We start from the raw sequence: 22,564 nt of genomic DNA, 5'->3' as shown, positions 1-22,564 counted from the left end.
GAGGTTACGATATGTTTCATGCAACAACGATTTTTGCAGTTCGACACAATGGCCAATGTGCGATGAGTGGAGATGGCCAAGTCACATTCGGGAATGCCGTCATCATGAAAAACAAGGCGAAGAAAGTCAGACGCCTTTATGGCGGGAAAGTCGTTGCCGGTTTTGCAGGTAGCGTAGCCGATGCTTTCACATTGTTTGAAAAGTTTGAATCGAAACTTGAAATGTATAACGGTAACTTGCCGCGAGCAGCGGTAGAACTTGCGAAAGAATGGCGTGGGGATAAGATGTTGCGTCAACTCGAGGCACTATTGATTGTGATGGATGCCGATCATCTTTTGCTCGTCTCTGGGAATGGAGAAGTGATTGAGCCGGACGATGGAATTCTTGCAATCGGATCCGGTGGGAACTATGCCTTAGCGGCAGGTCGCGCACTCGTACGCCATTCTGCTGAAAAGTCTGCTGAAGAAATCGCGCGTGCCGCTCTTGAAATCGCTGGTGAGCTTTGCGTGTATACAAATGATCAAGTCATTGTAGAAACGATTGGAGGCGCTGCTGAATGAACCGAGAGTTGACACCTAGACAAATCGTAACGGAGTTAGACCGTTTTGTAATCGGACAAAAGGATGCCAAGCGAGCAGTTTCGATTGCTCTACGAAATCGCTATCGACGTCAAAAGTTAAGTGCAGACCTTCGCGATGAGGTTACACCAAAAAATATTTTGATGATCGGACCGACCGGGGTCGGAAAGACCGAAATTGCTCGACGGTTAGCTAAGCTTGTCGGTGCACCGTTTGTGAAGGTAGAAGCAACGAAATTTACGGAAGTTGGTTACGTCGGTCGTGACGTTGAATCGATGGTACGTGATCTCGTTGAGGCATCGGTTCGTCTTGTCAAAGAAGAGAAAAAAGAAGATGTGAAGGAGCCGGCGGAACGTGCGGCGACGGAACGCCTTTTAGATGCACTACAAGGAAAAGCAAAAGCGACACCTACTGCATCGAATCCGTTCGAAGCGTTGTTCGGCGGACAGACACAACAGCCAGAAACCACGTCGGACACATCCAATAATGACCGTTCGCAACTTCGACGCTTGCTCGAACTCGGTGAACTCGAAGAACGCGTGATTGAAGTGGAATTAGAAGAAAAGCAGACGATGGATTTGTTTCAAGGTCAAGGGATGGAAGGTTTGTCGAATCTTCAGGATATGCTCGGTCAAATCGTTCCAAAGAAACGGAAACAACGTAAGCTGACGGTTCGTGAAGCAAGACCGCTTCTCATTGCTGAAGAAGCAGAGAACTTGCTGGACTTGAACGAAGTCCACGATGAAGCCGTGCGGCGCAGTGAACAGATGGGTATCATCTTCGTGGATGAAATCGATAAGATCGCCACAAAATCACAAGATCACGCCGGAGTATCCCGTGAAGGGGTGCAGCGTGACATTCTTCCGATTGTAGAAGGATCTACGGTCGTCACGAAGTATGGACCGGTTAAAACGGATCATGTTCTTTTCATCGCGGCCGGTGCATTCCATATGGCTAAGCCGTCTGACCTGATTCCAGAGCTACAAGGACGCTTCCCAATTCGTGTTGAATTGAGCAGCTTGACGGAAGAAGACTTCGTCAAGATTTTGACGGAACCGTCACAGGCACTCATTAAACAATATACGGCCTTGTTAGAATCTGAAGAAATCACGGTCCGTTTCACGCATGAGGCCATTGAAGAAATTGCGAAAATTGCGACACATGTCAATCGGGAGACCGATGACATCGGTGCACGTCGCCTCTATACTATAATGGAGCGCGTTTTAGAAGATTTATCATTTGAAGCGGCAGATATGCCACAAACAACCGTAGAAATCACACCAGCTTACGTACAAGCAAAAGTCGGTTCCATCGCCGACGATCGTGATTTGAGCCAATATATATTATAAGATTCTGTATGCACATACAGGGAGGAAATAGAGAATATGAACTTACTAGAAAAAACACGCCAATTAAACACAATGCTTCAACAAGAGGCAAGTGCGCACGTTGACTTTAAAGAAATGGCGGACAAAATGCGTGAAGTCCTTGAGTCCAACACGTTTATCGTGAGTCGTCGGGGACGACTTCTCGGTTTTGCAATCAAACAACAGATTGAGAATGACCGGATGAAAGCATTCTTAGTCGATCGACAGTTCCCGGAGCCATATGCTTCGAACTTGTTCAATGTGAAAGAAACGACAGCGAACATCGATATCGATAGTGAATATACAGCATTCCCAGTCGAGAACCACGATCTATTCCTCAACTCCATGACGACGATTGTTCCAATCATCGGTGGAGGAGAACGTTTAGGTACGCTCGTACTCGGTCGATTGGCGAATGAATTCACAGAAGATGACCTCGTTCTCGCGGAGTACTCTGCAACTGTAGTTGGAATGGAGATCCTTCGTGAGAAGGCTGCGGAAGCAGAAACGTCGGCACGTAAGAAAGCAGTCGTCCAGATGGCGATTAACTCGTTATCGTATTCAGAGCTTGAGGCAATCGAACATATCTTCGAAGAGCTTGGTGGAAACGAAGGATTGCTAGTTGCTTCCAAAATTGCCGACAGAGTGGGAATCACGCGTTCGGTCATCGTCAACGCACTTCGGAAATTAGAAAGTGCAGGGGTCATTGAATCACGTTCTTTAGGAATGAAAGGAACGTATATCAAGATATTAAATGACAACTTCTTGTTTGAATTGCAAAAACTGAAATCAAACTGAAATACAACTTTCGATGTGTAATTTCCATTGAAAACACTTTTAAAAGGGACTTTATTCCTAAAAAACCGCTTTCCTTGATAAGGAGGCGGTTTTTTTTAGTACAAAAGTAATTATTTTCACCTTTTGACGTGATTTCGACAAAAAGATATTAAGCCATTTACCTATGTTTTAAAAAATATCTTTCAGAACTGTTACAGATTTGTTTCAATGAAATAGTAGATTTTCCAAATGAGGTATATTTAGTAGTCATTATATGAAAGTGAGTGAACGCCGTGAATTGGATTGGTAGTGACTATCAATTACTAAAGCAAGCCATCAACCATTCAGTCCTTAACCAAAAGGTCATCAGTCATAACCTTTCAAACATTGATACGCCGAATTTCAAAGCCAAACAGGCTGTGTTTGAGCAGACGCTTCAGAGTGAGATGCGACTCAAGCTGCAAGGTGGTCGTCCGAGTGACTCGACCCAGTCGAAAGTCATCGATCGAGCTGGTGGCGCCATGAGGAGTGATGGCAACAACGTCGACTTGGATTATGAAATGAGTGAGCTGGCACGAAACCAACTCCAGTATGAGGCGATGATGGAGCAATTGAATCGTAGGCTCGGGGGATTAAAATCTGTTATTCGGGGAGGTCGTTAATCAATGGGAATGTTTGATAGTTTTCATATTTCAGCTTCAGCGTTGACGTCACAACGGCTACGAATGGATACCGTGTCGGCGAACATCGCCAACGCTCAGACGACTCGCGGGAGACTCGTGGACGGAGAGTGGCAACCATACACACGAAAGATGACCGTGTTGCAAGAAGCGCCATTCCGGAAGCAAATGGATGCCGTTAATGGAGGGGTGCAGGTATCTCAAATCATCGAAGACGATGCACCGTATAAATTGGCTTATAACCCGAATCATCCCGATGCGGATGAGCGAGGGTACGTACAAATGCCGAACGTCGATCTCTTGAAAGAAATGGTCGATTTGATGGGTGCGACTCGTTCGTACGAAGCAAACATTGCAGCGATGAACGCCTCGAAGGCGATGCTCGTAAAAGCGATGGAGATTGGTAAAGGATAAGGAGTGTTAACGGATGCAAATTAATCCAATTCAATTGATGAGCCCAGAACTCACGCCATCACTGAATAAAACGAACCCATCTCAATTTGGGTCATACTTGAATGAAGCGATGAACGCATTGAATGAGACACAACAAGCGACTAGTCAAGCCCGTAAAGATTTGGCGGTCGGGAAAGCTGACCTTCATCAGGTGATGATTCAAAGTGAAGAGTCGTCGATTGCGATGCAACTTGCCATCGAGGTGAGGAACAAGGCTGTTGAGGCCTATCAAGAAATGATGCGAATGCAAGTTTAATTGTAGAGGATGACAAGTTGCGATGAATGAACAATTAAAAGAACGATTCAAATCCATGACCGGTGCATTAAAGGCGATGCCAGCGAAACGTAAACTCGTATGGGGCATCTCGATCGCGGTCATACTAATCGCGGCCCTCGTACTCACATTCTTCCTTTCAAGGCCAAACATGGCACCTCTCTATACAAACTTGTCTGCTCAAGAAGCGGGCGAAGTGACAGAGAAGTTGACAGCAGACGGGGTACAGTCGGAAATCAAGGCGACTTCGAACGGTGTGAGCGTGTATGTGCCGACTGAAATGGTCGATCAGTTGAAAGTGAGTTTGGCTGCTGCCGGGATTCCAAAGTCCGGCTCGATTGATTATAGTTTCTTCAGCGAAAACGCAGGGTTCGGAACGACAGACCGTGAGATGGCTGTCATCGAACGTAGTGCGATGCAGACGGAGCTAGAGCGACTCATCACACAGATTGAAGGAATCAATCAAGCGAAAGTCATCATCTCACTTCCTGAGAAGTCTGTCTTCTTGGCAGAAGATCAAGGTGAGCCTACCGCGTCCATCGTCTTGAACATCGGAGCGGGGACGAATTTAGAACCAAACACAGTAAAAGGTCTCTATCATTTGATTAGTAAGAGTGTCCCGAACTTGAAACCGGAAAACATTTCAATTATGGACCAATACTTCACGTATTATGATCTCGACCAGACTGTTGTTGCTGGAGGTTCCTCGTCAGATCCATTGGCGTTGAAGCGACAAGTCGAAAAAGACGTACGTCAACAAATCCAACAGATGCTCTCGGTTCTACTCGGCGAACGGAGCGTACTCGTTTCCGTCACAGCAGACATCGACACGACACAAACGGCTGAAGAACAGAATCTTGTCACACCGGTCGATGAAGAAAACATGGAAGGCATCGTCACGTCTGCCGAGCGGATTGCTGAAGCATACACTGGCGGAACAGGTACGGCGACAGAAGCGACGGGAACTGGTGAGAACGACACAATCAACTTCCCGGCAGCGACTGGCGATGGCACAGAAGAAAGTGAAAAGAATCATGAAATCATCAATTACGAGGTCAACCGCATCACGAAGCAGATTCAAAACGCACCATATACGATTCGTGACCTCGGAGTCCAACTCATCGTTGAACCACCAGATGGCGCAACAAGTATCGATCCGCAGTTAGAAGGCGACCTCGAGACGATGATGTATTCCATTATTCGGACGTCGTTAGCGAAGACGGATGAAGCCATCACGGATGCTGAACTCGAACAGAAAGTTGTCGTCGTGTCGAGACCGTTCGCTGAAGTGGAAGAGGTTGCAGCAACAGAGCAACCGACACCTTGGTGGATGTATGCGGCAGCGGCGGGTGCAGTCGTAATTCTTGCCTTGATCTTCTTCGCGATGCGTAGACGGAAGCAAGAGGTTGTGGAAGAGACGAACGAATGGGAAGTTCCATATGAAGATGAAGTACCTGACCTAGACCTCGAAGAGCGAGGCGAAGGTGCAGTGAAGAAGAAACAGTTAGAAAAATTAGCTGAAAGTAATCCAGAAGAGTTTGCTAAACTGCTTCGTACTTGGATGTCTGAGGAGTGAGTAACGTGAACTATGCAAAACAATCGAATCGCGAAAAAGCAGCGATGCTCATGATTTCCCTGGGACCTGAAGTGGCAGCGAACGTCTACAAACATCTTTCAGAAGAAGAGATGGAACAACTGACGCTTCAAATTTCAGCGTTAAAAAAAGTGTCCCCGGAAGAAAAGGATAGTATTCTCGGTGAGTTCCATGAACTCGCCATGGCACAAAGTTATATCACTCAGGGTGGAATCGGGTTTGCGAAAACTGTCCTTGAAAAAGCAGTTGGTGAAGACAAGGCGATGGCATTGATTCATCGTCTGACTTCCACCTTACAGGTCAGACCGTTCGAGTTTGCACGAAAAGCAGACCCGAAACAGTTATTGAACTTTATTCAAAACGAGCATCCTCAGACGATTGCGTTAATCTTAGCGCATTTAGAACCGGTCAAGTCAGGGCAGATCCTGTCGGAACTTCCACCTGAGATTCAATCGGAAGTCGCGAAACGGATTGCGACGATGGATCGACTCAATCCAGACGTCATCCATGAGGTGGAGCAGATTCTAGAAAAGAACTTGTCACAGACAGATATGCAAGATTATGCCCAGTCGGGTGGAATCGAGGCGGTCGTCGAAGTCTTGAACGGTGTCGACCGGACGACGGAACGCACCATCCTCGATGCGCTCGAAATCGAAGATCCAGAACTCGCAGAAGAAATCAAGAAGCGAATGTTCGTCTTCGAAGATATCGTCACGCTCGACTCTCGTGCGATTCAACGAATCATTCGCGAAGTGGCGAACGACGACTTGTTGCTTGCACTCAAGGTCTCTTCAGAAGAAGTCAAACAAATCATCTTCAAGAACATGTCTCAACGTATGGTCGAAACGTTCAAAGAAGATATGGAATTCATGGGGCCGGTGCGGTTGCGTGACGTCGAAGAGGCACAGAGTCGAATCGTCGGAATCATTCGTCGTCTAGAGGACGTCGGTGAGATTGTAATCAGTCGAGGTGGAGGAGATGACATCGTTGTCTAATGTAATTAAACGCCAACGTGCAACATCGAATACCCCGCAACGAATTGAATCGAAGCGATTAGAGACACCCGTTATAGAACCGAATGACGGAATCGATCATGGGGATGTCATCCAATCACGCTATGAGAAGTTGAAGCAGGACGAAGAAGCGTTCCAACAGTTTCAGCAGACGGAAGTCGAACAGTTGGAGCGGTTGAAGCAACAAGTGTTTGAAGAAGCGCGTTCAGAAGGATACCAAGAAGGTCTCCTTCAAGGTAGGCAGGATGGATTGGCTGAATTTGAAGAGATCACGACGCGTTTGAATTCCATTTCGACCGAACTCGAACTCTTATTTGAAGAAAAGTGGAGGCGAGCGGAAGAACAACTCATTGAATTGGCCGTTACAGTCAGTGCACACGTGACGACAGACCTTGTCCGAAAAGATGAAGAACTGTTTGCGACGATGATTCGTGATCAGATGTCACACATGATCGATGCCGAAGCACTTACAATCTTTGTTCATCCGACACGTCTTGCCTCGATTCAGCGATTCGAAGCGATGTGGCGGACAGTAGAGACACCTCCTCTGAAATATCGAGGGGACGGATCATTGGATGAGACAGCAGTTCGAATCGAGTCGCCACATCGTGGCAATGAAGTCGATTTGACATATAGTTTCGAACGGATCCAAGCCAAAATCGAGGAGGTTCTAGCGGATGGCGCTTATTGAGCAGGTTCTCGGCTCGATTAAACAGTCTACAGACGGCGAGTTCACACGAAAAATCGGTCGAGTTTGTCGAGTCATCGGCTTGATGATTGAGTCGAACGGACCGAGTGCGTTTGTCGGAGAGCGCTGTTTGATTGTCCTTCCTTCGAATGAAACAGTCGAAGCTGAGGTCGTCGGATTCAATGAAGAGCGCGTCCTTCTCATGCCATACGGTGAAACCACACAAATCGCGCCTGGCTGTCTAGTCAAAGGAACGGGGAAAATGCTTCAAGTTCCTGTAGGGGAAGAGTTGATTGGTCAAGTGCTCGATGGTTTAGGGCGTCCCCTGTCAGGTGAACGACTTGTGACCGGTAAGCGTTATGATGTTCAACGCAAACCCCCTAACCCGTTGAATCGACCGAGGATTTTGGATGCACTGTCGACCGGTGTCCGGATGATCGATGGGCTGTTGACTGTAGGTAAAGGGCAACGGGTCGGTTTGTTCGCCGGCTCCGGTGTCGGGAAGTCGACCTTGCTCGGAATGATTGCCAAACGTTCTTCAGCCGACATTAACGTCATCGCCTTGATTGGAGAACGGGGCCGGGAAGTAAAAGAGTTCATCGAAAAGGAGCTCGGACCAGAAGGCATGGCTCGTTCCGTCGTGATTGTAGCGACAAGCGACCAACCCCCGCTTGTTCGGTTGAAGGGAGCTTACACGGCGACCGCGATTGCCGAGTACTTCCGGGACCAAGGGAAAGAAGTGGTCTTGATGATGGACTCGGTGACACGATTTGCGATGGCGCAGCGTGAAATTGGTCTCGCGACGGGCGAACCTCCGACATCGAAAGGGTACACCCCGTCCGTATTCGCCATGTTGCCTCAACTACTAGAGCGAAGCGGGACAGCGGCATCAGGGTCGATCACTGCGTTCTATACGGTCCTCGTCGACGGAGATGATATGAATGAACCGATTGCCGATGCGGTGCGTGGGATTTTAGACGGACACTTTGTCATGGACCGGGCGCTCGCAAACCGTGGGCAATTCCCGGCAATCCATGTACTGAAATCAATCAGCCGGGTCATGAACCAAATCGCTTCTCCGGCACATAAGGAGGCGGCCCAAACGTTCCGCAGCTGGCTTGCGACCTATATCGATGCGGAAGATTTAATCAATATCGGAGCGTATAAAAAAGGCACCAATCCTGCGATTGATACTGCCGTGGATAAATATCCATACTTGTTGACGTTTTTAAAACAATCGATTGAAGAAGATGCTGCTTTCGAACAGACGATGACCCACTTGTCACATATCGCACGAGGTGAATCATGAACAGACTCATATTAGAACGAATCATGCCGATTGCGGAACATGAAAAAGAAGATGCCGCCATAGAAGTCAGAGGATTTAAGGCAAGACTTGAGACAGAGATGGAGAAGCTATATGACCTTCTTCTCATGTATGAGTCGCTCATCAAACACCAAGACGAACAATCTGGAAACATCGACCTTCTCATGTCGCAGTATCGAGAAAAGACGCGAGAGCAAGTGAAACGTCAAATCGAAACGCAACAGCTCGTCGTACAACAGGCCCGCAATCGCTATCATGCGTCGCAAGAACGATTGCTCGGTAAAGTGGTGGAAGAAAAGAAATACGTGACGCTACATGAAAAGGTCAGCATGCAAGAGATGACGGTAGCTAAACTTACAGAGCAACAAATGATGGATGAACTTGCTGTGATTCATCATGGGAAAGGGAATTAGCATGGCAAAAGAGAACAATAAACGAGGCAAGCAAATGATCGTGGCGTTAGTCCTCATTCCAGCAATCTTCATCCTAGTCGGTGGGATCGTCGTCATGAACTATGCGATGGACCGTCCGCTCTTATCCGTTCCCTTATTAGAAGTGAACGAGAACGAGAAAACGGAAGAATCAAAAAAAACGGAGACGCAGGTGAATGTGACGGGAATCGATTCGGACGCAGCGAACCGATTAAAAGCGGCGAACAGTGAGATTGAAAAACTTCGCAACGAAAATGTGGAATTGACGAACGAAGTAAAGGCTAGACAAGAAGAAATCACCGATTTGATTCGTGAACGAGATCGACTCGTCTCGGAACTAGAGGCAGCGTCAAAAGAAGAGGAATCATCATCTGACGTCGCTAGCGTCTATGAAGAAATGTCAGCCAAACAGGCGGCAGCCATTATGGGTGAACTCGAAAGCCCTCAAGTTGCTGAACTGTTGAAGGAACTATCACCTAAGCAACAGGCAGACATCTTAGGACGAATGAATGCACAACAGGCTGCGGTTGTGACGCAGCTTCTCCAATGAACACAAGAAGGGAGGGCCAACATTGAATATCGCTTTATTGACGCAAGCCATTCAAGGATCGATGGCTCGTACTGGAACAGTGGAGGGAGAATCACAGGGAGCAGGTGGATTTTTAAGCCTCCTTTCTGCGATGCTTGCCCCAATGCAAGGCTCAGGGGAGCAGGCAGAACTTCCTCAACTTGAAGAAGGTGTGCTTCCTGAAGGATCAGTCGATTTGGAAAAAGTGGCACAGGAACTCGAAACATGGTTTCAAAAGCCTGATACATTGAAGTGGCTAAAATCACTGCCACAAGATGCGTATCGGACGTTTATGGATGCATATGTAAGTTTACTCGGTCAATTGTCTAATCCTTCGCCTGAGACTGAAATCCCGTCTTCGGTTTTACCGGCGATTGTACAGACGACGACTACGCCGAAAGTCCATACTACGAAGCAAACAGAGGGAAATACTCAGACGACCAACATTGCACTGACTCAACAAGTTCCAAACCAAGAACTTGCCAAACAGGTTCAAACGATGCAACGGATCATCACACAGTATAAAGGACCAATCGAAGGTACATTGAAAGAAGTTCCCGTCTTGCCAAATGTTGAAACCTTAAAAATCGCAAAACCTGCGCTACAGCCAAATAACGTAGACTGGATGCCGAAAGGGATGAACTGGTCAAGACCACAGATTGACGTGGACACGGTCATGTATGCCTCAAAAGGATCCCTTCCTGAAAATTTACAAGCTCGGATTGAAGCGGCTCTTCAAAAGGCACCGTTCAAAAGTGGGGCGGACGGTTCAAAAGTATTCACCGTACGATTATATCCGGAGCAGTTAGGGGAACTCGTCGTTAAGCTAGAGCGGAAGAATGGAGAACTTGTCGTCAAGATGTTTGCCAGCAATCAAGAGGCGAAACAACTGATTCAATCGCAAGTTCAACAGTTGCAACAAACGTTGACACCCCATTCGCAAAACGTTCGGGTCGAGGTCAACTTGACACAACAGGCACTCGATTCTAAAGCAGCCTTGTCAGACGGTTCCGAGCAATCGGAACAAGAACAACCACAAGAACAGCCTAAAGGAGGGTCTGAAGATGACGAGCATTCAACCGAAGACGAATGATTATACATTGCCAGATCAGTCGCTCCCAAAAGCGACAAATCAATACGATAAAGACATGTTTATGAAGTTGCTTCTCGCTCAAATCGCGAACCAGGATCCGATGTCACCTATGGAAGATAAAGAATTCATCGCACAGATGGCACAGTTCTCATCGCTCGAACAAATGCAAGCCATCTCAAAACAACTTGACTCAGTTCTCGTCGACCGTCACATGTCGTCGATTTCTGAATACAGTAGCATGATTGGGAAAACGATCGACTTCACATCGGAAACGAGTGAAGAGACGACGAAAGGGTCGGGTCGGGTCGTTTCCATTTCTCGTAACGACTTAACCGGATATATGGCTGATCTTGAAGACGGCACATCTGTCAGCGTGTACGATATCACATCCATCAAATAAGCATAGGAGGAATACATTATGTTAAGAGCAATGTACTCAGGAATCAGTGGATTGAAGAACTTCCAATCAAAGCTAGACGTCGTCGGGAACAACATCGCCAACGTCAACACGTTCGGTTATAAAAAAGGTCGCGTCACGTTCAAAGACCTCGTCAGTCAACAAGTCGGGAGTGCGTCCGCTGGGAATGCGACAACGGGTGGTATTAACCCGAAGGAAGTCGGTCTCGGGGGTACGATGGCGACGGTCGATAACGTCTATAACCAGGGTGCCATGCAAAACACAGGACGCGCCCTCGATGTTGGGATTTCAGGGGAAGGTTTTTATGCGACGATGGTCAATGGTCAACTCCAATACACGCGCGCTGGGAACTTTTATACGGACAACCAAGGTAACTTGGTGACGGGCGACGGGACGTATCTTGTTGGGTCACTCACTAGTACGTTGCCAGTTGCTGCAGGAGTAACAGCGACCCCAGCTGAAACAGATTTCACAGGTCCAACAGCAAATTTAGATCATTATGCGGCAACTGATACGTCAGCGAAAACAAATCGTTACGGACGAATTAAAATCCCAACAGATGCAAAATCGCTCTCAATTAGTAAAGACGGGCAAGTCAGTTTTGTAGCATCTGACGGTGAGCTTCGCATCGCTGGTTACATCGTCACGTCGAATTTCTCGAACAACGCCGGGTTATCAAAAGTCGGAGCCAACAACTTCGTACAATCCCAAAACTCCGGTGTTCCACAGTTTGGCGTACCTGGTGCGGGCGGTCGCGGTGAACTTGTCTCAGGTGCACTTGAAATGTCAAACGTTGACCTATCAGAAGAGTTCACTGAAATGATCGTGGCACAGCGTGGATTCCAGGCGAACACACGAATTATCACAACATCGGACGAGATCCTTCAAGAACTCGTTAACCTGAAACGCTGATGATTCGCGTCACGGCATTTCGCGGTGAGGAGTTCGTGCTGAACGCTTTGCTCATCGAAACGGTGAAGGCAGAGCCCGACACGATCATCCAATTGTTTAATGGCAAAACGTATCTCGTAAAAGAAACGAAAGATCAAATCATTGAACGAACTGAAGCCTTTTACCGCTCAATCGGTTTAGTCGGAACGATGTTCACAAGAGGTGAAGAAGATGAGTGAAGAAGAAAATAAAAAAGGTGGCGGCCTAAAGGTCGTAATCATCCTGCTTGTCGTCCTGCTCGTCATGGGCGGTGCCGGATTCATGACGTACAAATATGTCTTCGGTGATAACGTCACTGCTAAAACGAAACCGGTCACAGCTGAAGAGTTGGCAGAACGGAGTTTCATGACCGATGATATGACGACGAACATTCAAGACGAGCGTTTCATCAACGTTCAATTTACGATCGTCACAGATTCGGCTGAAACGAAAGAGAATTTAGAACTACGTAAATTCCAAGTGCACAATGTCATTTTAGGTGACTTATCCGGGATGACGAAAGCCCAATTGGCAACAAAAGAGGATATGCAAAAGTTCGAACAAACATTACGAGAACAACTTAACGGACTGCTTGAAGAAGGTGAAGTCCAACGCGTCTATATGACGAAGAAAATTATTCAGTGAGGTGGCATCATGGGAGAAGTACTGTCTCAACAAGAAATTGATGCCTTACTATCTGCATTAAGCAGTGGGGATGTCGAAGCAGACTCCTTTCTCGCGCAAGAGGAAGAGAAGAAAGTTCGACAATACGACTTCAAGCGAGCCGTTCGATTTTCTAAAGACCAAATTCGTAGCTTAACTCGGATTCACGAGCATTTCACACGGATGCTCACGACATTTTTCTCGGCCCAACTTCGCACGTACGTTCAGTTTTCGGTCAACTCGGTCGAACAATTACCGTACGATGAATTCATTCATTCCATTCCGAGCATGACGATGATCAACTTGATTGAGGCGCCACCGTTAAACGGGCGATTCATCATCGAGGTCAATCCGAACATCTCGTACGCGATGTTAGACCGATTACTCGGTGGTCCCGGTGTCGAGATGGATAAAATCGAATCGTTCACCGAAATCGAGATGCGGATCTTGACGCAATTGTACAAACGGGCGTTTTCGACATATGGGGATGCTTGGGAATCGATTGCTGAGATTAAAGCAGAAATGTCAGCCGTGGAAGTGAATCCGCAGTTCCTGCAACTCGTCTCACCAAACGAAACGGTCGTCTTGATTTCAATCGGTGTGACAATCGGTGAAGTGAGCGGAACGATTAACGTCTGTCTGCCATTCGTCACAATCGAACCGGTATTGTCCAAGCTATCGAGTCATTACTGGATGCAGGAAGCGAATCGACGCAATGCGAGTCAATCGAGTAAGGAACCGCTTAAAGCCCAATTGATGAACTCGACGGTCGAGGTCGTATCCTTACTCGGTGAGACGACGATCACATTTGGAGATTTGTTGCATCTAGAAGTCGGAGATTGTTTGGCACTCGATCAATTAGCAAAAGAACCCCTGTCCGTCATGGTGGGGGAAAATAAAGTATTTAAAGGGCAAGTCGGTGTGAGCGGGAAGCGAATGGCGGTTCAAGTGCTTCACCGTGTGAAGGAGGAAGAGCAATGAGTGAGATGCTGTCACAAGATGAAATTGATGCGTTATTACGCGGGACAAGCGACAATACGCCGACGCCAGAAGTCGATGCGAAAGAAGAACATTTAGATTCGATGGAGAGCGATGCACTCGGAGAAATTGGGAATATTTCATTCGGGAACTCGGCAACGGCCTTGTCAACATTACTACAACAAAAAGTTGAAATCACTACACCGGTTGTCAGTGAAGTGAGAATTGAAGCGTTACGCGAACGCTATCCCACTCCTCATGTGGCGCTTCGAGTAGGTTACACAGAAGGAATCCAAGGGGAGAACGTCCTCGTCTTGACTCGCGAAGATGCGGCCATCATCTCTGACCTCATGTTAGGCGGGACCGGAGAGAATGTTGATCCGGAGAGCCTTGATGAGATTCGGTTGTCGGCAGTTCAAGAAGCAATGAACCAAATGATGGGGGCGGCCGCAACGTCTTTATCGACGGTATTTTCGAAGAAGATTGACATCTCGCCACCGCTTGTCGAAGTGTTCGATGCGACGAAGAACCAAACCATCATCGATCGCCTTGAACTTTGGGAGACGATGGTACTCATCGAGTTCAATCTCAAAGTAGGTACGTTGATTGATTCAACAATCGTTCAGATCGCACCGATTCAATTTGGAAAGCAATTGGTCGATGAGTTGATGAAAGCTACAGGGGAAGCCCAGGCAGCACCGGAACCGGTGAAAGCGCAAGCGGAAGCGCCAAAACCACAACCGCAAGCCCAACAACAAGCGCAACCAGTCACCCCGCAACCAAGTAAACAAAAATCGATGCCGGAAGTGGCAGTTAGCCAAGCGGAATTCATGCCGCTCCAATCACCGGCATCGCAAGAAGCGGCCCCGGCGAATCTTGGGTTGTTATACGATGTCCCGTTAAACGTGACAGTAGAGTTAGGAAGAACGAAAAAATCCGTTCGGGAAGTACTTGAGTTATCACAGGGCTCCATCATCGAACTCGACAAACTAGCGGGTGAGCCGGTAGACATTTATGTCAACCAACAGCGAATCGCTAGAGGAGAAGTCGTTGTCATTGAAGAAAACTTTGGGGTACGTGTAACAGAAATTATTCAACCGCATGAGCGGATCGGAATCGTTTAAGGAGGAATTTAGAATGAGTGCAAAAGTATTAGTAGTGGATGACGCAGCGTTCATGCGTATGATGATCAAGGACATTTTGACAAAGAATGGATATGACGTAGTAGGTGAGGCAGAAAACGGCGCGGACGCTGTCGCGAAATACCGTGAACTCACACCGGATCTCGTCACACTTGATATCACGATGCCTGAGATGGATGGACTCGCAGCATTGAAAGAAATTCGTAGCTTCGACTCGAATGCGAAAATCATCATGTGTTCAGCGATGGGACAACAAGCGATGGTCATCGATGCCATTCAAGCTGGAGCAAAAGACTTCATCGTCAAGCCTTTCAATGCAGAACGTGTCATCGAAGCAGTTTCTAAAACGGTCGCACAATGAAGAAATGGTGGTTGATTATTCTCCTCGTGGTCGGGCTCTCTGCTCCGGCCACGGTTGAGGCCGCCACCGTAGACCAACAATTCGAGCAACAACAGACAGATGAACAGGAAAGTAACGTTCCAACGACAGCGTCAACCATTGGCAATGGCGTGAAAGTCGTGTTGAGTCTCGTGGTCGTGGTCGGCGGATTTATCGTCTTGATGCGTTGGCTCAGTTCTAAAACACAAGGCGTGAAAGCAACTCAACATATGAAACATCTCGGAGGCGTCCCGCTCGGAAAAGACCGTTCCGTCCAACTCGTGAAGCTCGGTGACCAAGTGTATGTACTCGGTGTCGGCGATTCGATTCAACTGATCGATCGACTCGATGCGGACACGATGGAGGAAGAGCAAACGGAATCCTTGTCACTTCGAACGTCAAATTCGAATGCATTTTTAGACACCTTTAAGAAACAACTCGCTCAGCTAGAAGAAGTGAGGAAGAAATCATGACGACGTTTGAGCAATTGATCAATTTAGAAACACCGGACAGTACGTCGACATCCATCAAGCTTTTGATTTTGTTGACATTGCTGACGCTCGCACCATCCTTTTTAATCTTGATGACTTGCTTTACCCGTGTCGTGGTCGTCTTGTCATTCATTCGACCGGCACTCGGTACACAGCAAACGCCACCGAACCAATTGATTGTCGGATTGGCACTATTCATCACACTGTTCGTCATGTCTCCGGTTCTCTCGGATTTGAACGAGAACGCATTGAAACCGTACCTCGATGACAAAATCTCACAAGATGAGGCGTTCGATGAGGCAAGTGGGACGATGAAGGAGTTTATGTCGAAATATACAAGACAAGAAGATTTACAACTGTTCTTAAAGTATGGGAACTACGAGCAGCCGGAGACACTTGATGATGTGCCGCTCCTCGCTTTGGTGCCTGCTTACGCGATCAGTGAGTTGAAGACCGCTTTCCAAATCGGCTTCATGATTTTCTTACCGTTTTTGATCATTGATATGGTAGTCGCAAGTGTCCTCATGTCGATGGGGATGATGATGCTTCCACCGGTCATGATTGCACTGCCGTTTAAATTATTGTTGTTTGTATTGGTCGATGGCTGGCACTTGATTGTGGAATCATTGCTTAGAAGTATGTAGGGGGAACGGACATGACACAAGAAATGGTCATCTATTTGGCGACAGAGAGTGTGTGGACCTTATTAAAAATATCAATGCCACTTCTGCTCATCTCACTGATCGTCGGTCTCGTGATCTCGATTTTACAGGCCACGACTCAAATTCAAGAACAAACGCTATCGTTCGTTCCGAAAATTATTTCGGTCTTCATCGGTCTCGTCATCTTTGGACCGTGGATGCTTCAACAGATTGAAGGATTCACGCGTTTGATCTTTGAGTTGATGGTTGAGGTTGCATCGAAATGAATGCGGTCGACTTCATCAGTATGTATGGGTTAACGTTCGCACGACTGTCTGGCTTTTTTGTCAGTGTCCCGTTGTTCTCGACGAGACAATTACCGGTCATGCACCGCGTCGGATTCAGTGCGTTTTTAGCGTATTACGCGATGTTCACACTGACCGAGCCAATCCAGATGACGAATGCGTTCGTCCTGCAAGTTGTCTATGAAGTCATGATCGGACTTTTACTTGGACTGTTAATCAACATCCTATTTTTTGCACCACAAATTGCCGGTGGGGTCATTGATTTACAGCTCGGATTAGCGATGGCTTCGGCATATGATCCGATGTTTGGCGGTCAATCGCCATTGATTGGACGATTTTATTATATTTTTACGCTGTTCATTTTGTTAACGAGCAACCTGCATCTTCTGCTGATTGATGGCATTTATTATAGCTTTCAAATCTATCCGCCTGGTCAACCGATGATCAACTTTACCGAAGCCTCTTTGATGATGGCCGTGAAAGTCGTCACCATGACCATGATGGTCGCGTTGCAATTGGCGTTGCCGATGATGGCTTCCTTGCTCCTTGTTGACTTAGCTCTCGGATTTTTAGCGAAGTCAGCGCCACAGTTCAATATCTTTGCCATCGGATTTTCATTTAAACTCATCGCCGGCTTTGCCGTCATGGTTTTATTGATGGGACTGACATTGACAGGGATCAGTCAGTTCATCCCGCTATTACAAGAAGTGATGCACGACTTTATGCTCATATTAGGAGACGCCTCATGAAGAAGCCTCTATATCCTTTATCGGTCAATCTACAGTTTTTTGCAGGCGAAAAGACAGAAAAAGCGACGCCGCGTAAACGGGAAGACTCCCGAAAGAAGGGGCAAGTCGCCAAATCAGCCGATTTGACTGGAGCGTTCGCACTTTTTGCGATGTTTCTCATGTTATCTTTTTTCGGTCCCGTGATTGGGCAGCAATTGCTTTCTTTAATCAGCGATTTACTCAGCCCAGAGTATTTATTGTTTAACGTGACGGGCGGCATGTCGGATATGGTCGTCGACTTAATGCTCCGTGTCGGTTTGATTTTGGCTCCGTTCTTTGTCGTTGCCGTCGTGTTTGGGATTCTCATCAATTACCTACAAATCGGAACGTTATTTTCTTTAGAAGCCATTCAACCAAAGCTTGAGCGGATCGACCCGATCAAGGGGGTCAAACGCATCGTCAGTATGAAAGCGGTCGTCGAATTTTTAAAGTCCTTATTCAAATTGTTAATCATCCTGACAACCGCTGTCGCTGTCCTTTGGAAAAATCAGAAAGAACTGTCTCGGATGGCCGTCGAACAAGTTCGTGAATCGATTGTCGCACTCGCGAGTATCACGATTGAACTCGGTCTTTGGGTAAGTGTCGCCTTGCTCGCACTTGCACTACTCGATTTATTCTACCAACGATTTGATTTCGAGAAATCGATCCGAATGTCTAAGCAAGATATAAAAGATGAGTACAAAAATACGGAAGGTGACCCACTCATCAAATCTAAAATCAAACAGCAACAACGGGAAATGGCGATGCGACGGATGATGCAAGAGATACCGAATGCCGATGTCGTCATCACGAACCCGACCCATTACGCGGTCGTCATTCGATATGATGACACGAAAGATTTTGCGCCGCTCGTGGTCGCCAAAGGGGTCGACCGGGTCGCCTTTCATATTCGAGATGTCGCAAAAGAACATGACGTGGCCATTGTTGAAAATAAACCACTCGCGCGCGCGCTCTATGCGCAAATCGACATCGGTGAAGTGGTAGACGAATCGTTTTATCAAGCCATTGCGGAAGTACTGGCATTCGTCTATCAAATGAAGCAACCGTCTTGAGGAGGAGTATGTGTTGGCAGTAAAAGCGAAAGACTTTGCAATTTTGATTGGTGTGTTGATGATTGTCATCATGCTGATCATCCCGCTACCGGGGTTTTTATTAGACTTTTTAATCATCGTAAATATTTTGATCGCCATCATGATTCTACTTGTGGCGATGAATGCCCGGGAAGCACTTGACTTCTCCGTATTCCCTTCTCTCTTATTGATTGTGACGTTGTTTCGTCTTGGTTTGAACGTATCGACGACCCGTTCGATTCTATCTAAAGGTTATGGTGGGGAAGTCATCGAGACGTTCGGTGATTTCGTCATCGGTGGAAATGTCCTTGTCGGATTTGTCGTCTTTCTGATTCTTGTCATCATTCAATTCGTCGTCATCACGAAAGGAGCAGAGCGTGTATCGGAAGTATCTGCTCGCTTCACACTCGATGCGATGCCGGGGAAACAGATGGCCATCGATGCCGATTTGAACTCTGGTTTAATTGACGATAAGGAAGCCCAGATGCGTCGCCGTAAAATTCAAAGCGAGGCGGACTTCTATGGATCAATGGACGGGGCATCGAAGTTCGTTAAAGGAGATGCCATCGCTGGTATTATCATCGTTACGATCAACTTGATCTTCGGGATTATCATCGGTGTCGTTCAAATGGGATTACCAGTTGGAGAAGCGTTCCAAACGTTCTCACTCATGACAATCGGGGATGGCTTGGTCAGTCAAATCCCAGCACTTTTGATTTCGACCGCGACCGGGATTATCGTGACCCGTGCCGTCTCGGATGGAAACTTAGGGGAAGACGTAATCGACCAGCTCGGTCAAAACCCATCACTCCTTTATATCGCCGGGTCGATTGTCTTCATGCTTGGTTTTGTATCACCGCCCCTACTTCCTGTGACGATGATCATTGCCGGAACGGCATTCTTCGGCGCCTACACGATGCGTCGAAATATCCGTCAGGCAACGGAAGAGCCGATGCTCGAAGAGGAACCATCGACAGCGCCGACAGAATCAGTCGTCTCGCTGTTGCAGATTGACTCGATTGAATTTGAATTCGGGTATGGCTTGATTCCGCTTGCAGATGAGTCTCAAGGCGGTGACTTGTTAGACCGCGTTGTCATGATTCGTCGTCAACTCGCACTCGAGCTTGGCTTCATCTTACCGACGGTCCGGATTCGCGATCACTTGCAGTTATCACCGAACGCATACCGAATCAAAGTCAAAGGGAACGTCGTTGCAGAGGGAGAGCTATTGCTGGATCATTACCTGGCGATGAGCCCGGGCATCGAAGACCCTGAGGTATATGGAATTGAAACAACGGAACCAGCATTCGGTCTTCCTGCCCTTTGGATTGATGAAGAAACACGAACTCGGGCAGAAATGAGCGGGTATACCGTCGTTGATCCGCCTTCTGTTGTCGCGACTCACTTGACCGAGACGTTGAAGAAACATGCGGCAGATTTACTCGGTCGGGAAGAGACGAAACAACTCGTCGAGCACCTGAAAGAGACGCATCCGGTTCTCGTAGAGGACGTGACGCCGTCAGTCCTTTCGATTGGCGAAATTCAGAAAGTGTTGCGCCACTTACTCCAAGAAAGTGTTTCCATTCGAAATTTGCCGCTTCTGTTTGAGACGATGGCAGACTACGGAAAAGTGACGAAAGATGCGGAAATCTTAGGAGAGTATTGCCGTCAAGGCTTGTCCCGTCAATTGACCGATCAAGTCAAACCACCTGAAGGTCCCCTTTACGTCGTGACACTCGGCGGACATACGGAACAGACGGTGCAAGATGCGGTTCAGAAAACGGAGTTCGGGAACTATTTGGCGCTCGACCCAGAGCAAGCTCGAGAGATTATCGAGCGCACTGGCGAACAACTGTCGATGTTTGAACGATATGGGGCATCGGCTGTGATTTTATGTTCCCCAACGATTCGTCTGTTCGTTCGTCAATTACTCGAACGGTATTATCCAGATGTGCCGGTATTGGCTTATAACGAATTACTCAGTTCCGTCGAAGTGAAAAGTATTGGGGTGATTTAACATGCAGATTAAAAAGTTTACGGCGAAAACCATGGCTGATGCGATGGCGAAAGTGAAACAAGAGCTCGGAGACGAAGCGGTCATCCTCAACTCACGACAAGTGAAGACAGGATGGTTCGGTCTCTTTGCGTCAAAGCAAGTGGAGGTCATCGCAGCCCTCGAAAAAGAGCAAGTCGTCACAAAGCCACGACAGCCTGTCCCTGTTCGGACAGCACCAACACCATCACAACCTGTCATCCCGCAAACACCACCACGTGTGATTGGAGGAGCGGCACCGAGACTACACGCCTCGTTGCAACATGTCGAATCGCTGCTCTCGACAGAATCCTTTGCCGATGAGTCGTGGGAGGAAACGCTGAACGAACTATACTACACGACAAAATCTGTAGAAGAAGCTGAACGTTTCGTTTACGAACAAGTCAAATCGTCGTTCATTGAACCGCCTGAAGCGAAGCGATATGTTATGGTCGTTGGACCGACGGGGGTCGGCAAGACGACCACGCTCGCCAAACTTGCGGCGCACTTCAAGCTGACGGAAGGCAAAACGGTCGGATTGATCACGACCGACACGTACCGAATCGCTGCCATCGAACAGTTGAAGACGTATGCTGAAATCATGAGTATTCCGGTGGAAGTGGCATATGACTTTCATGACTTCAAGCGTGCCAAGCAATTGTTTGCTCGTAAAGACATCGTGCTAATCGACACGGCGGGACGAAATTTCCGCGATCCGGCTTACGTCGAACAGTTTCATGAACATCACGACTTCACTGAAACAAGCCTTTCGCTCGTTTTGAGTTTGACATCCAAAACGAAGGACATGGATATGATCTATTCGCAATTCGAGTCATTGCCTCTTAGCTCACTCATTTTTACGAAGGCGGACGAGACAAGTGATATCCACGCGATGTACCGCATGGTGAAAAAGAGCGGTCTTCCGGTCGCCTGGATGACAGACGGCCAAGAAGTGCCGGACGATCTGATTCGGGGGAATGCGGACGCACTGACGAAACGACTGTTTGAGAAAGAAGGGTGGGCAAGATGGACCAAGCAAGGCGTTTAAGAGCAATCAATGATGCCCATCCGACGACAATCGCCTTTGCGAGTGGGAAAGGTGGGGTCGGAAAGACGAACGTCTGTGTAAACACGGCCATCGCCCTAGCTGAACTCGGAAAACGAGTGTTGATTGTCGACTTTGACATCGGAATGGCCAATGTGCACATCTTGATGAATGCCATGAAGTCCAGAACGATGATCGAGACCGTCAAAGCTCGTATTCCATTGGCTGCAGCTGTTCAGAAAAATGTATATGGTGTCGATATATTACATGGAGGGAGTGGGCAGGACCAACTCGTCCATCTCTCAGATGATGACATGCAATTTCTCATGCGAGAACTCGAAGTATTGACCGAATATGATTATGTCCTGTTCGATATGGGGGCTGGAGCGACGGACACTTCACTCCAGTTCATCGCGGGTTGCGATGAGATGTTCTTGATTTTGACTCCAGAACCTACCTCGCTAATGGACGGTTATGCATATACGAAACTGGTGCACCATCAGTACCCGGACTTACCGCTTGGCGTCATCGTCAACCGAGCCCAGTCCGGTGAGGAAGCCCTTCAATGTTTCGAACGGATGGAAGTCGCATGTAAACAGTTTTTAAATAAGACGATTCGATTCCTCGGCTTTCTACCAGACGACTCATCTGTCAGAAAGGCAGTCATCGCCCAAGTCCCGTTTTATCAATACAACCGAAAGAGTGATATTAGCTGGCGCCTCGAACGAATTTTGACAACGCTTACGGGTACGCCTCCGAAACCACGTCACTTGATGGACCGTTTGATGGGGAACTTACGAAAACAGTGGAACCGAGTATAACGACAGGGAGGTAAATGA

At 47.6% G+C, this 22,564-nt stretch carries 28 protein-coding genes; all 28 read left to right on the top strand.

Going from position 1 to position 22,564, the window contains the following annotated elements; genetic code table 11:
* Positions 1-11 precede the first annotated feature (11 nt).
* The 28 genes from hslV to KNO61_RS05310 all read left to right on the top strand — a co-directional run bounded on the left by hslV (position 12) and on the right by KNO61_RS05310 (position 22,546).
* Positions 12-560, top strand: a complete 549-nt coding sequence (hslV, locus tag KNO61_RS05445; protein WP_078146697.1) for an ATP-dependent protease subunit HslV — start codon at positions 12-14, stop codon at positions 558-560.
* Positions 557-1,927: an ATP-dependent protease ATPase subunit HslU gene (gene hslU / locus KNO61_RS05440; RefSeq protein ID WP_074037255.1), complete on the top strand. Its 1,371-nt coding sequence runs from the start codon at positions 557-559 to the stop codon at positions 1,925-1,927. Before hslV ends, hslU begins: the two co-directional genes overlap by 4 nt.
* Before the next feature lie 36 nt (positions 1,928-1,963).
* A complete protein-coding gene (codY, locus tag KNO61_RS05435) occupies positions 1,964-2,743 on the top strand; it encodes a GTP-sensing pleiotropic transcriptional regulator CodY (protein ID WP_074037253.1) in 780 nt (259 codons plus the stop codon).
* A 272-nt stretch (positions 2,744-3,015) separates the two neighbouring features.
* The gene (gene flgB, locus KNO61_RS05430) at positions 3,016-3,384 is read left to right on the top strand and encodes a flagellar basal body rod protein FlgB (RefSeq protein WP_074037939.1); all 369 of its coding nucleotides are present in this window, start codon (positions 3,016-3,018) and stop codon (positions 3,382-3,384) included.
* Positions 3,385-3,387: 3 nt separating this feature from the next.
* The gene (gene flgC, locus KNO61_RS05425) at positions 3,388-3,816 is read left to right on the top strand and encodes a flagellar basal body rod protein FlgC (RefSeq protein WP_074037252.1); all 429 of its coding nucleotides are present in this window, start codon (positions 3,388-3,390) and stop codon (positions 3,814-3,816) included.
* Positions 3,817-3,829: 13 nt separating this feature from the next.
* Complete coding sequence (gene fliE / locus KNO61_RS05420) at positions 3,830-4,111, top strand: flagellar hook-basal body complex protein FliE (protein ID WP_074037250.1); 282 nt, start codon at positions 3,830-3,832, stop codon at positions 4,109-4,111.
* Between the two features lie 22 nt (positions 4,112-4,133).
* On the top strand, positions 4,134-5,705 hold the full coding sequence (gene fliF / locus KNO61_RS05415; RefSeq protein WP_078146698.1) for a flagellar basal-body MS-ring/collar protein FliF: 1,572 nt from the start codon (positions 4,134-4,136) through the stop codon (positions 5,703-5,705).
* A 5-nt stretch (positions 5,706-5,710) separates the two neighbouring features.
* Complete coding sequence (gene fliG / locus KNO61_RS05410; protein WP_026826250.1) at positions 5,711-6,718, top strand: flagellar motor switch protein FliG; 1,008 nt, start codon at positions 5,711-5,713, stop codon at positions 6,716-6,718.
* Positions 6,702-7,427, top strand: coding sequence for a FliH/SctL family protein (locus tag KNO61_RS05405; RefSeq protein WP_078146699.1), 726 nt, complete (start codon positions 6,702-6,704; stop codon positions 7,425-7,427). Before fliG ends, KNO61_RS05405 begins: the two co-directional genes overlap by 17 nt.
* Positions 7,414-8,733 (top strand): flagellar protein export ATPase FliI, encoded by a 1,320-nt coding sequence (gene fliI, locus KNO61_RS05400; protein WP_078146700.1) that lies wholly within the window; start codon positions 7,414-7,416, stop codon positions 8,731-8,733. The genes KNO61_RS05405 and fliI overlap by 14 nt, the downstream gene beginning before the upstream one ends.
* Positions 8,730-9,164 carry a flagellar FliJ family protein gene (locus tag KNO61_RS05395; RefSeq protein WP_214872726.1) on the top strand — a complete coding sequence of 145 codons (435 nt, stop codon included), beginning with the start codon at positions 8,730-8,732 and terminating at the stop codon, positions 9,162-9,164. Before fliI ends, KNO61_RS05395 begins: the two co-directional genes overlap by 4 nt.
* 1 nt (position 9,165) lies before the next feature.
* Positions 9,166-9,732: a MotE family protein gene (locus KNO61_RS05390; RefSeq protein ID WP_078146702.1), complete on the top strand. Its 567-nt coding sequence runs from the start codon at positions 9,166-9,168 to the stop codon at positions 9,730-9,732.
* Between the two features lie 22 nt (positions 9,733-9,754).
* Positions 9,755-10,843 (top strand): flagellar hook-length control protein FliK, encoded by a 1,089-nt coding sequence (locus KNO61_RS05385; protein ID WP_078146703.1) that lies wholly within the window; start codon positions 9,755-9,757, stop codon positions 10,841-10,843.
* Positions 10,815-11,243 carry a flagellar hook capping FlgD N-terminal domain-containing protein gene (locus KNO61_RS05380; protein WP_078146704.1) on the top strand — a complete coding sequence of 143 codons (429 nt, stop codon included), beginning with the start codon at positions 10,815-10,817 and terminating at the stop codon, positions 11,241-11,243. Before KNO61_RS05385 ends, KNO61_RS05380 begins: the two co-directional genes overlap by 29 nt.
* An 18-nt stretch (positions 11,244-11,261) precedes the next feature.
* Complete coding sequence (gene flgG / locus KNO61_RS05375; RefSeq protein ID WP_214872724.1) at positions 11,262-12,173, top strand: flagellar basal body rod protein FlgG; 912 nt, start codon at positions 11,262-11,264, stop codon at positions 12,171-12,173.
* On the top strand, positions 12,173-12,391 hold the full coding sequence (locus KNO61_RS05370; RefSeq protein WP_031421671.1) for a flagellar FlbD family protein: 219 nt from the start codon (positions 12,173-12,175) through the stop codon (positions 12,389-12,391). The genes flgG and KNO61_RS05370 overlap by 1 nt, the downstream gene beginning before the upstream one ends.
* Positions 12,384-12,836: a flagellar basal body-associated FliL family protein gene (locus KNO61_RS05365; protein WP_078146706.1), complete on the top strand. Its 453-nt coding sequence runs from the start codon at positions 12,384-12,386 to the stop codon at positions 12,834-12,836. Before KNO61_RS05370 ends, KNO61_RS05365 begins: the two co-directional genes overlap by 8 nt.
* A gap of 9 nt (positions 12,837-12,845) precedes the next feature.
* Positions 12,846-13,835 (top strand): flagellar motor switch protein FliM, encoded by a 990-nt coding sequence (fliM, locus tag KNO61_RS05360; protein ID WP_015881398.1) that lies wholly within the window; start codon positions 12,846-12,848, stop codon positions 13,833-13,835.
* On the top strand, positions 13,832-14,956 hold the full coding sequence (fliY, locus tag KNO61_RS05355; RefSeq protein ID WP_214757110.1) for a flagellar motor switch phosphatase FliY: 1,125 nt from the start codon (positions 13,832-13,834) through the stop codon (positions 14,954-14,956). The genes fliM and fliY overlap by 4 nt, the downstream gene beginning before the upstream one ends.
* A 13-nt stretch (positions 14,957-14,969) precedes the next feature.
* Positions 14,970-15,335 (top strand): response regulator, encoded by a 366-nt coding sequence (locus KNO61_RS05350; RefSeq protein WP_015881400.1) that lies wholly within the window; start codon positions 14,970-14,972, stop codon positions 15,333-15,335.
* Positions 15,332-15,826, top strand: a complete 495-nt coding sequence (locus KNO61_RS05345) for a flagellar biosynthetic protein FliO (RefSeq protein ID WP_015881401.1) — start codon at positions 15,332-15,334, stop codon at positions 15,824-15,826. The genes KNO61_RS05350 and KNO61_RS05345 overlap by 4 nt, the downstream gene beginning before the upstream one ends.
* A complete protein-coding gene (gene fliP, locus KNO61_RS05340) occupies positions 15,823-16,488 on the top strand; it encodes a flagellar type III secretion system pore protein FliP (protein WP_015881402.1) in 666 nt (221 codons plus the stop codon). Before KNO61_RS05345 ends, fliP begins: the two co-directional genes overlap by 4 nt.
* 11 nt (positions 16,489-16,499) lie before the next feature.
* A complete protein-coding gene (gene fliQ, locus KNO61_RS05335; RefSeq protein ID WP_015881403.1) occupies positions 16,500-16,772 on the top strand; it encodes a flagellar biosynthesis protein FliQ in 273 nt (90 codons plus the stop codon).
* Positions 16,769-17,539: a flagellar biosynthetic protein FliR gene (gene fliR / locus KNO61_RS05330; protein WP_147537295.1), complete on the top strand. Its 771-nt coding sequence runs from the start codon at positions 16,769-16,771 to the stop codon at positions 17,537-17,539. Before fliQ ends, fliR begins: the two co-directional genes overlap by 4 nt.
* A complete protein-coding gene (flhB, locus tag KNO61_RS05325; protein ID WP_214684481.1) occupies positions 17,536-18,630 on the top strand; it encodes a flagellar biosynthesis protein FlhB in 1,095 nt (364 codons plus the stop codon). Before fliR ends, flhB begins: the two co-directional genes overlap by 4 nt.
* Positions 18,631-18,643: 13 nt before the next feature.
* Positions 18,644-20,665 (top strand): flagellar biosynthesis protein FlhA, encoded by a 2,022-nt coding sequence (gene flhA / locus KNO61_RS05320; RefSeq protein ID WP_256439530.1) that lies wholly within the window; start codon positions 18,644-18,646, stop codon positions 20,663-20,665.
* Position 20,666: 1 nt separating this feature from the next.
* A complete protein-coding gene (locus KNO61_RS05315) occupies positions 20,667-21,728 on the top strand; it encodes a flagellar biosynthesis protein FlhF (protein ID WP_214684476.1) in 1,062 nt (353 codons plus the stop codon).
* Complete coding sequence (locus KNO61_RS05310; protein ID WP_015881408.1) at positions 21,707-22,546, top strand: MinD/ParA family protein; 840 nt, start codon at positions 21,707-21,709, stop codon at positions 22,544-22,546. The genes KNO61_RS05315 and KNO61_RS05310 overlap by 22 nt, the downstream gene beginning before the upstream one ends.
* The last annotated feature ends 18 nt before the right edge of the window (positions 22,547-22,564 follow it).

This window comes from Exiguobacterium sp. s140, from assembly GCF_018617035.1.
In the GTDB taxonomy this organism is placed as follows: Bacteria; Bacillota; Bacilli; order Exiguobacteriales; family Exiguobacteriaceae; genus Exiguobacterium; species Exiguobacterium profundum.
Note: the sequence above shows the minus strand (reverse complement) of the source record. Positions and strands in the feature narration are given on the sequence as shown.

What these genes read in the sequence shown, in the direction of transcription:
- fliF (WP_078146698.1), top strand. Translation starts at nt 4,134, where the DNA reads ATGAATGAACAATTAAAAGAACGATTCAAATCCATGACCGGTGCATTA.
- fliR (WP_147537295.1), top strand. Translation starts at nt 16,769, where the DNA reads ATGAATGCGGTCGACTTCATCAGTATGTATGGGTTAACGTTCGCACGA.
- KNO61_RS05315 (WP_214684476.1), top strand. Translation starts at nt 20,667, where the DNA reads ATGCAGATTAAAAAGTTTACGGCGAAAACCATGGCTGATGCGATGGCG.
- KNO61_RS05380 (WP_078146704.1), top strand. Translation starts at nt 10,815, where the DNA reads ATGACGAGCATTCAACCGAAGACGAATGATTATACATTGCCAGATCAG.
- fliI (WP_078146700.1), top strand. Translation starts at nt 7,414, where the DNA reads ATGGCGCTTATTGAGCAGGTTCTCGGCTCGATTAAACAGTCTACAGAC.
- fliM (WP_015881398.1), top strand. Translation starts at nt 12,846, where the DNA reads ATGGGAGAAGTACTGTCTCAACAAGAAATTGATGCCTTACTATCTGCA.
- fliE (WP_074037250.1), top strand. Translation starts at nt 3,830, where the DNA reads ATGCAAATTAATCCAATTCAATTGATGAGCCCAGAACTCACGCCATCA.
- KNO61_RS05390 (WP_078146702.1), top strand. Translation starts at nt 9,166, where the DNA reads ATGGCAAAAGAGAACAATAAACGAGGCAAGCAAATGATCGTGGCGTTA.
- KNO61_RS05345 (WP_015881401.1), top strand. Translation starts at nt 15,332, where the DNA reads ATGAAGAAATGGTGGTTGATTATTCTCCTCGTGGTCGGGCTCTCTGCT.
- KNO61_RS05365 (WP_078146706.1), top strand. Translation starts at nt 12,384, where the DNA reads ATGAGTGAAGAAGAAAATAAAAAAGGTGGCGGCCTAAAGGTCGTAATC.
- flgC (WP_074037252.1), top strand. Translation starts at nt 3,388, where the DNA reads ATGGGAATGTTTGATAGTTTTCATATTTCAGCTTCAGCGTTGACGTCA.
- fliY (WP_214757110.1), top strand. Translation starts at nt 13,832, where the DNA reads ATGAGTGAGATGCTGTCACAAGATGAAATTGATGCGTTATTACGCGGG.
- hslU (WP_074037255.1), top strand. Translation starts at nt 557, where the DNA reads ATGAACCGAGAGTTGACACCTAGACAAATCGTAACGGAGTTAGACCGT.
- fliQ (WP_015881403.1), top strand. Translation starts at nt 16,500, where the DNA reads ATGACACAAGAAATGGTCATCTATTTGGCGACAGAGAGTGTGTGGACC.
- KNO61_RS05310 (WP_015881408.1), top strand. Translation starts at nt 21,707, where the DNA reads ATGGACCAAGCAAGGCGTTTAAGAGCAATCAATGATGCCCATCCGACG.
- KNO61_RS05370 (WP_031421671.1), top strand. Translation starts at nt 12,173, where the DNA reads ATGATTCGCGTCACGGCATTTCGCGGTGAGGAGTTCGTGCTGAACGCT.
- KNO61_RS05405 (WP_078146699.1), top strand. Translation starts at nt 6,702, where the DNA reads ATGACATCGTTGTCTAATGTAATTAAACGCCAACGTGCAACATCGAAT.
- flgG (WP_214872724.1), top strand. Translation starts at nt 11,262, where the DNA reads ATGTTAAGAGCAATGTACTCAGGAATCAGTGGATTGAAGAACTTCCAA.
- flhB (WP_214684481.1), top strand. Translation starts at nt 17,536, where the DNA reads ATGAAGAAGCCTCTATATCCTTTATCGGTCAATCTACAGTTTTTTGCA.
- codY (WP_074037253.1), top strand. Translation starts at nt 1,964, where the DNA reads ATGAACTTACTAGAAAAAACACGCCAATTAAACACAATGCTTCAACAA.
- KNO61_RS05350 (WP_015881400.1), top strand. Translation starts at nt 14,970, where the DNA reads ATGAGTGCAAAAGTATTAGTAGTGGATGACGCAGCGTTCATGCGTATG.
- fliP (WP_015881402.1), top strand. Translation starts at nt 15,823, where the DNA reads ATGACGACGTTTGAGCAATTGATCAATTTAGAAACACCGGACAGTACG.
- KNO61_RS05395 (WP_214872726.1), top strand. Translation starts at nt 8,730, where the DNA reads ATGAACAGACTCATATTAGAACGAATCATGCCGATTGCGGAACATGAA.
- hslV (WP_078146697.1), top strand. Translation starts at nt 12, where the DNA reads ATGTTTCATGCAACAACGATTTTTGCAGTTCGACACAATGGCCAATGT.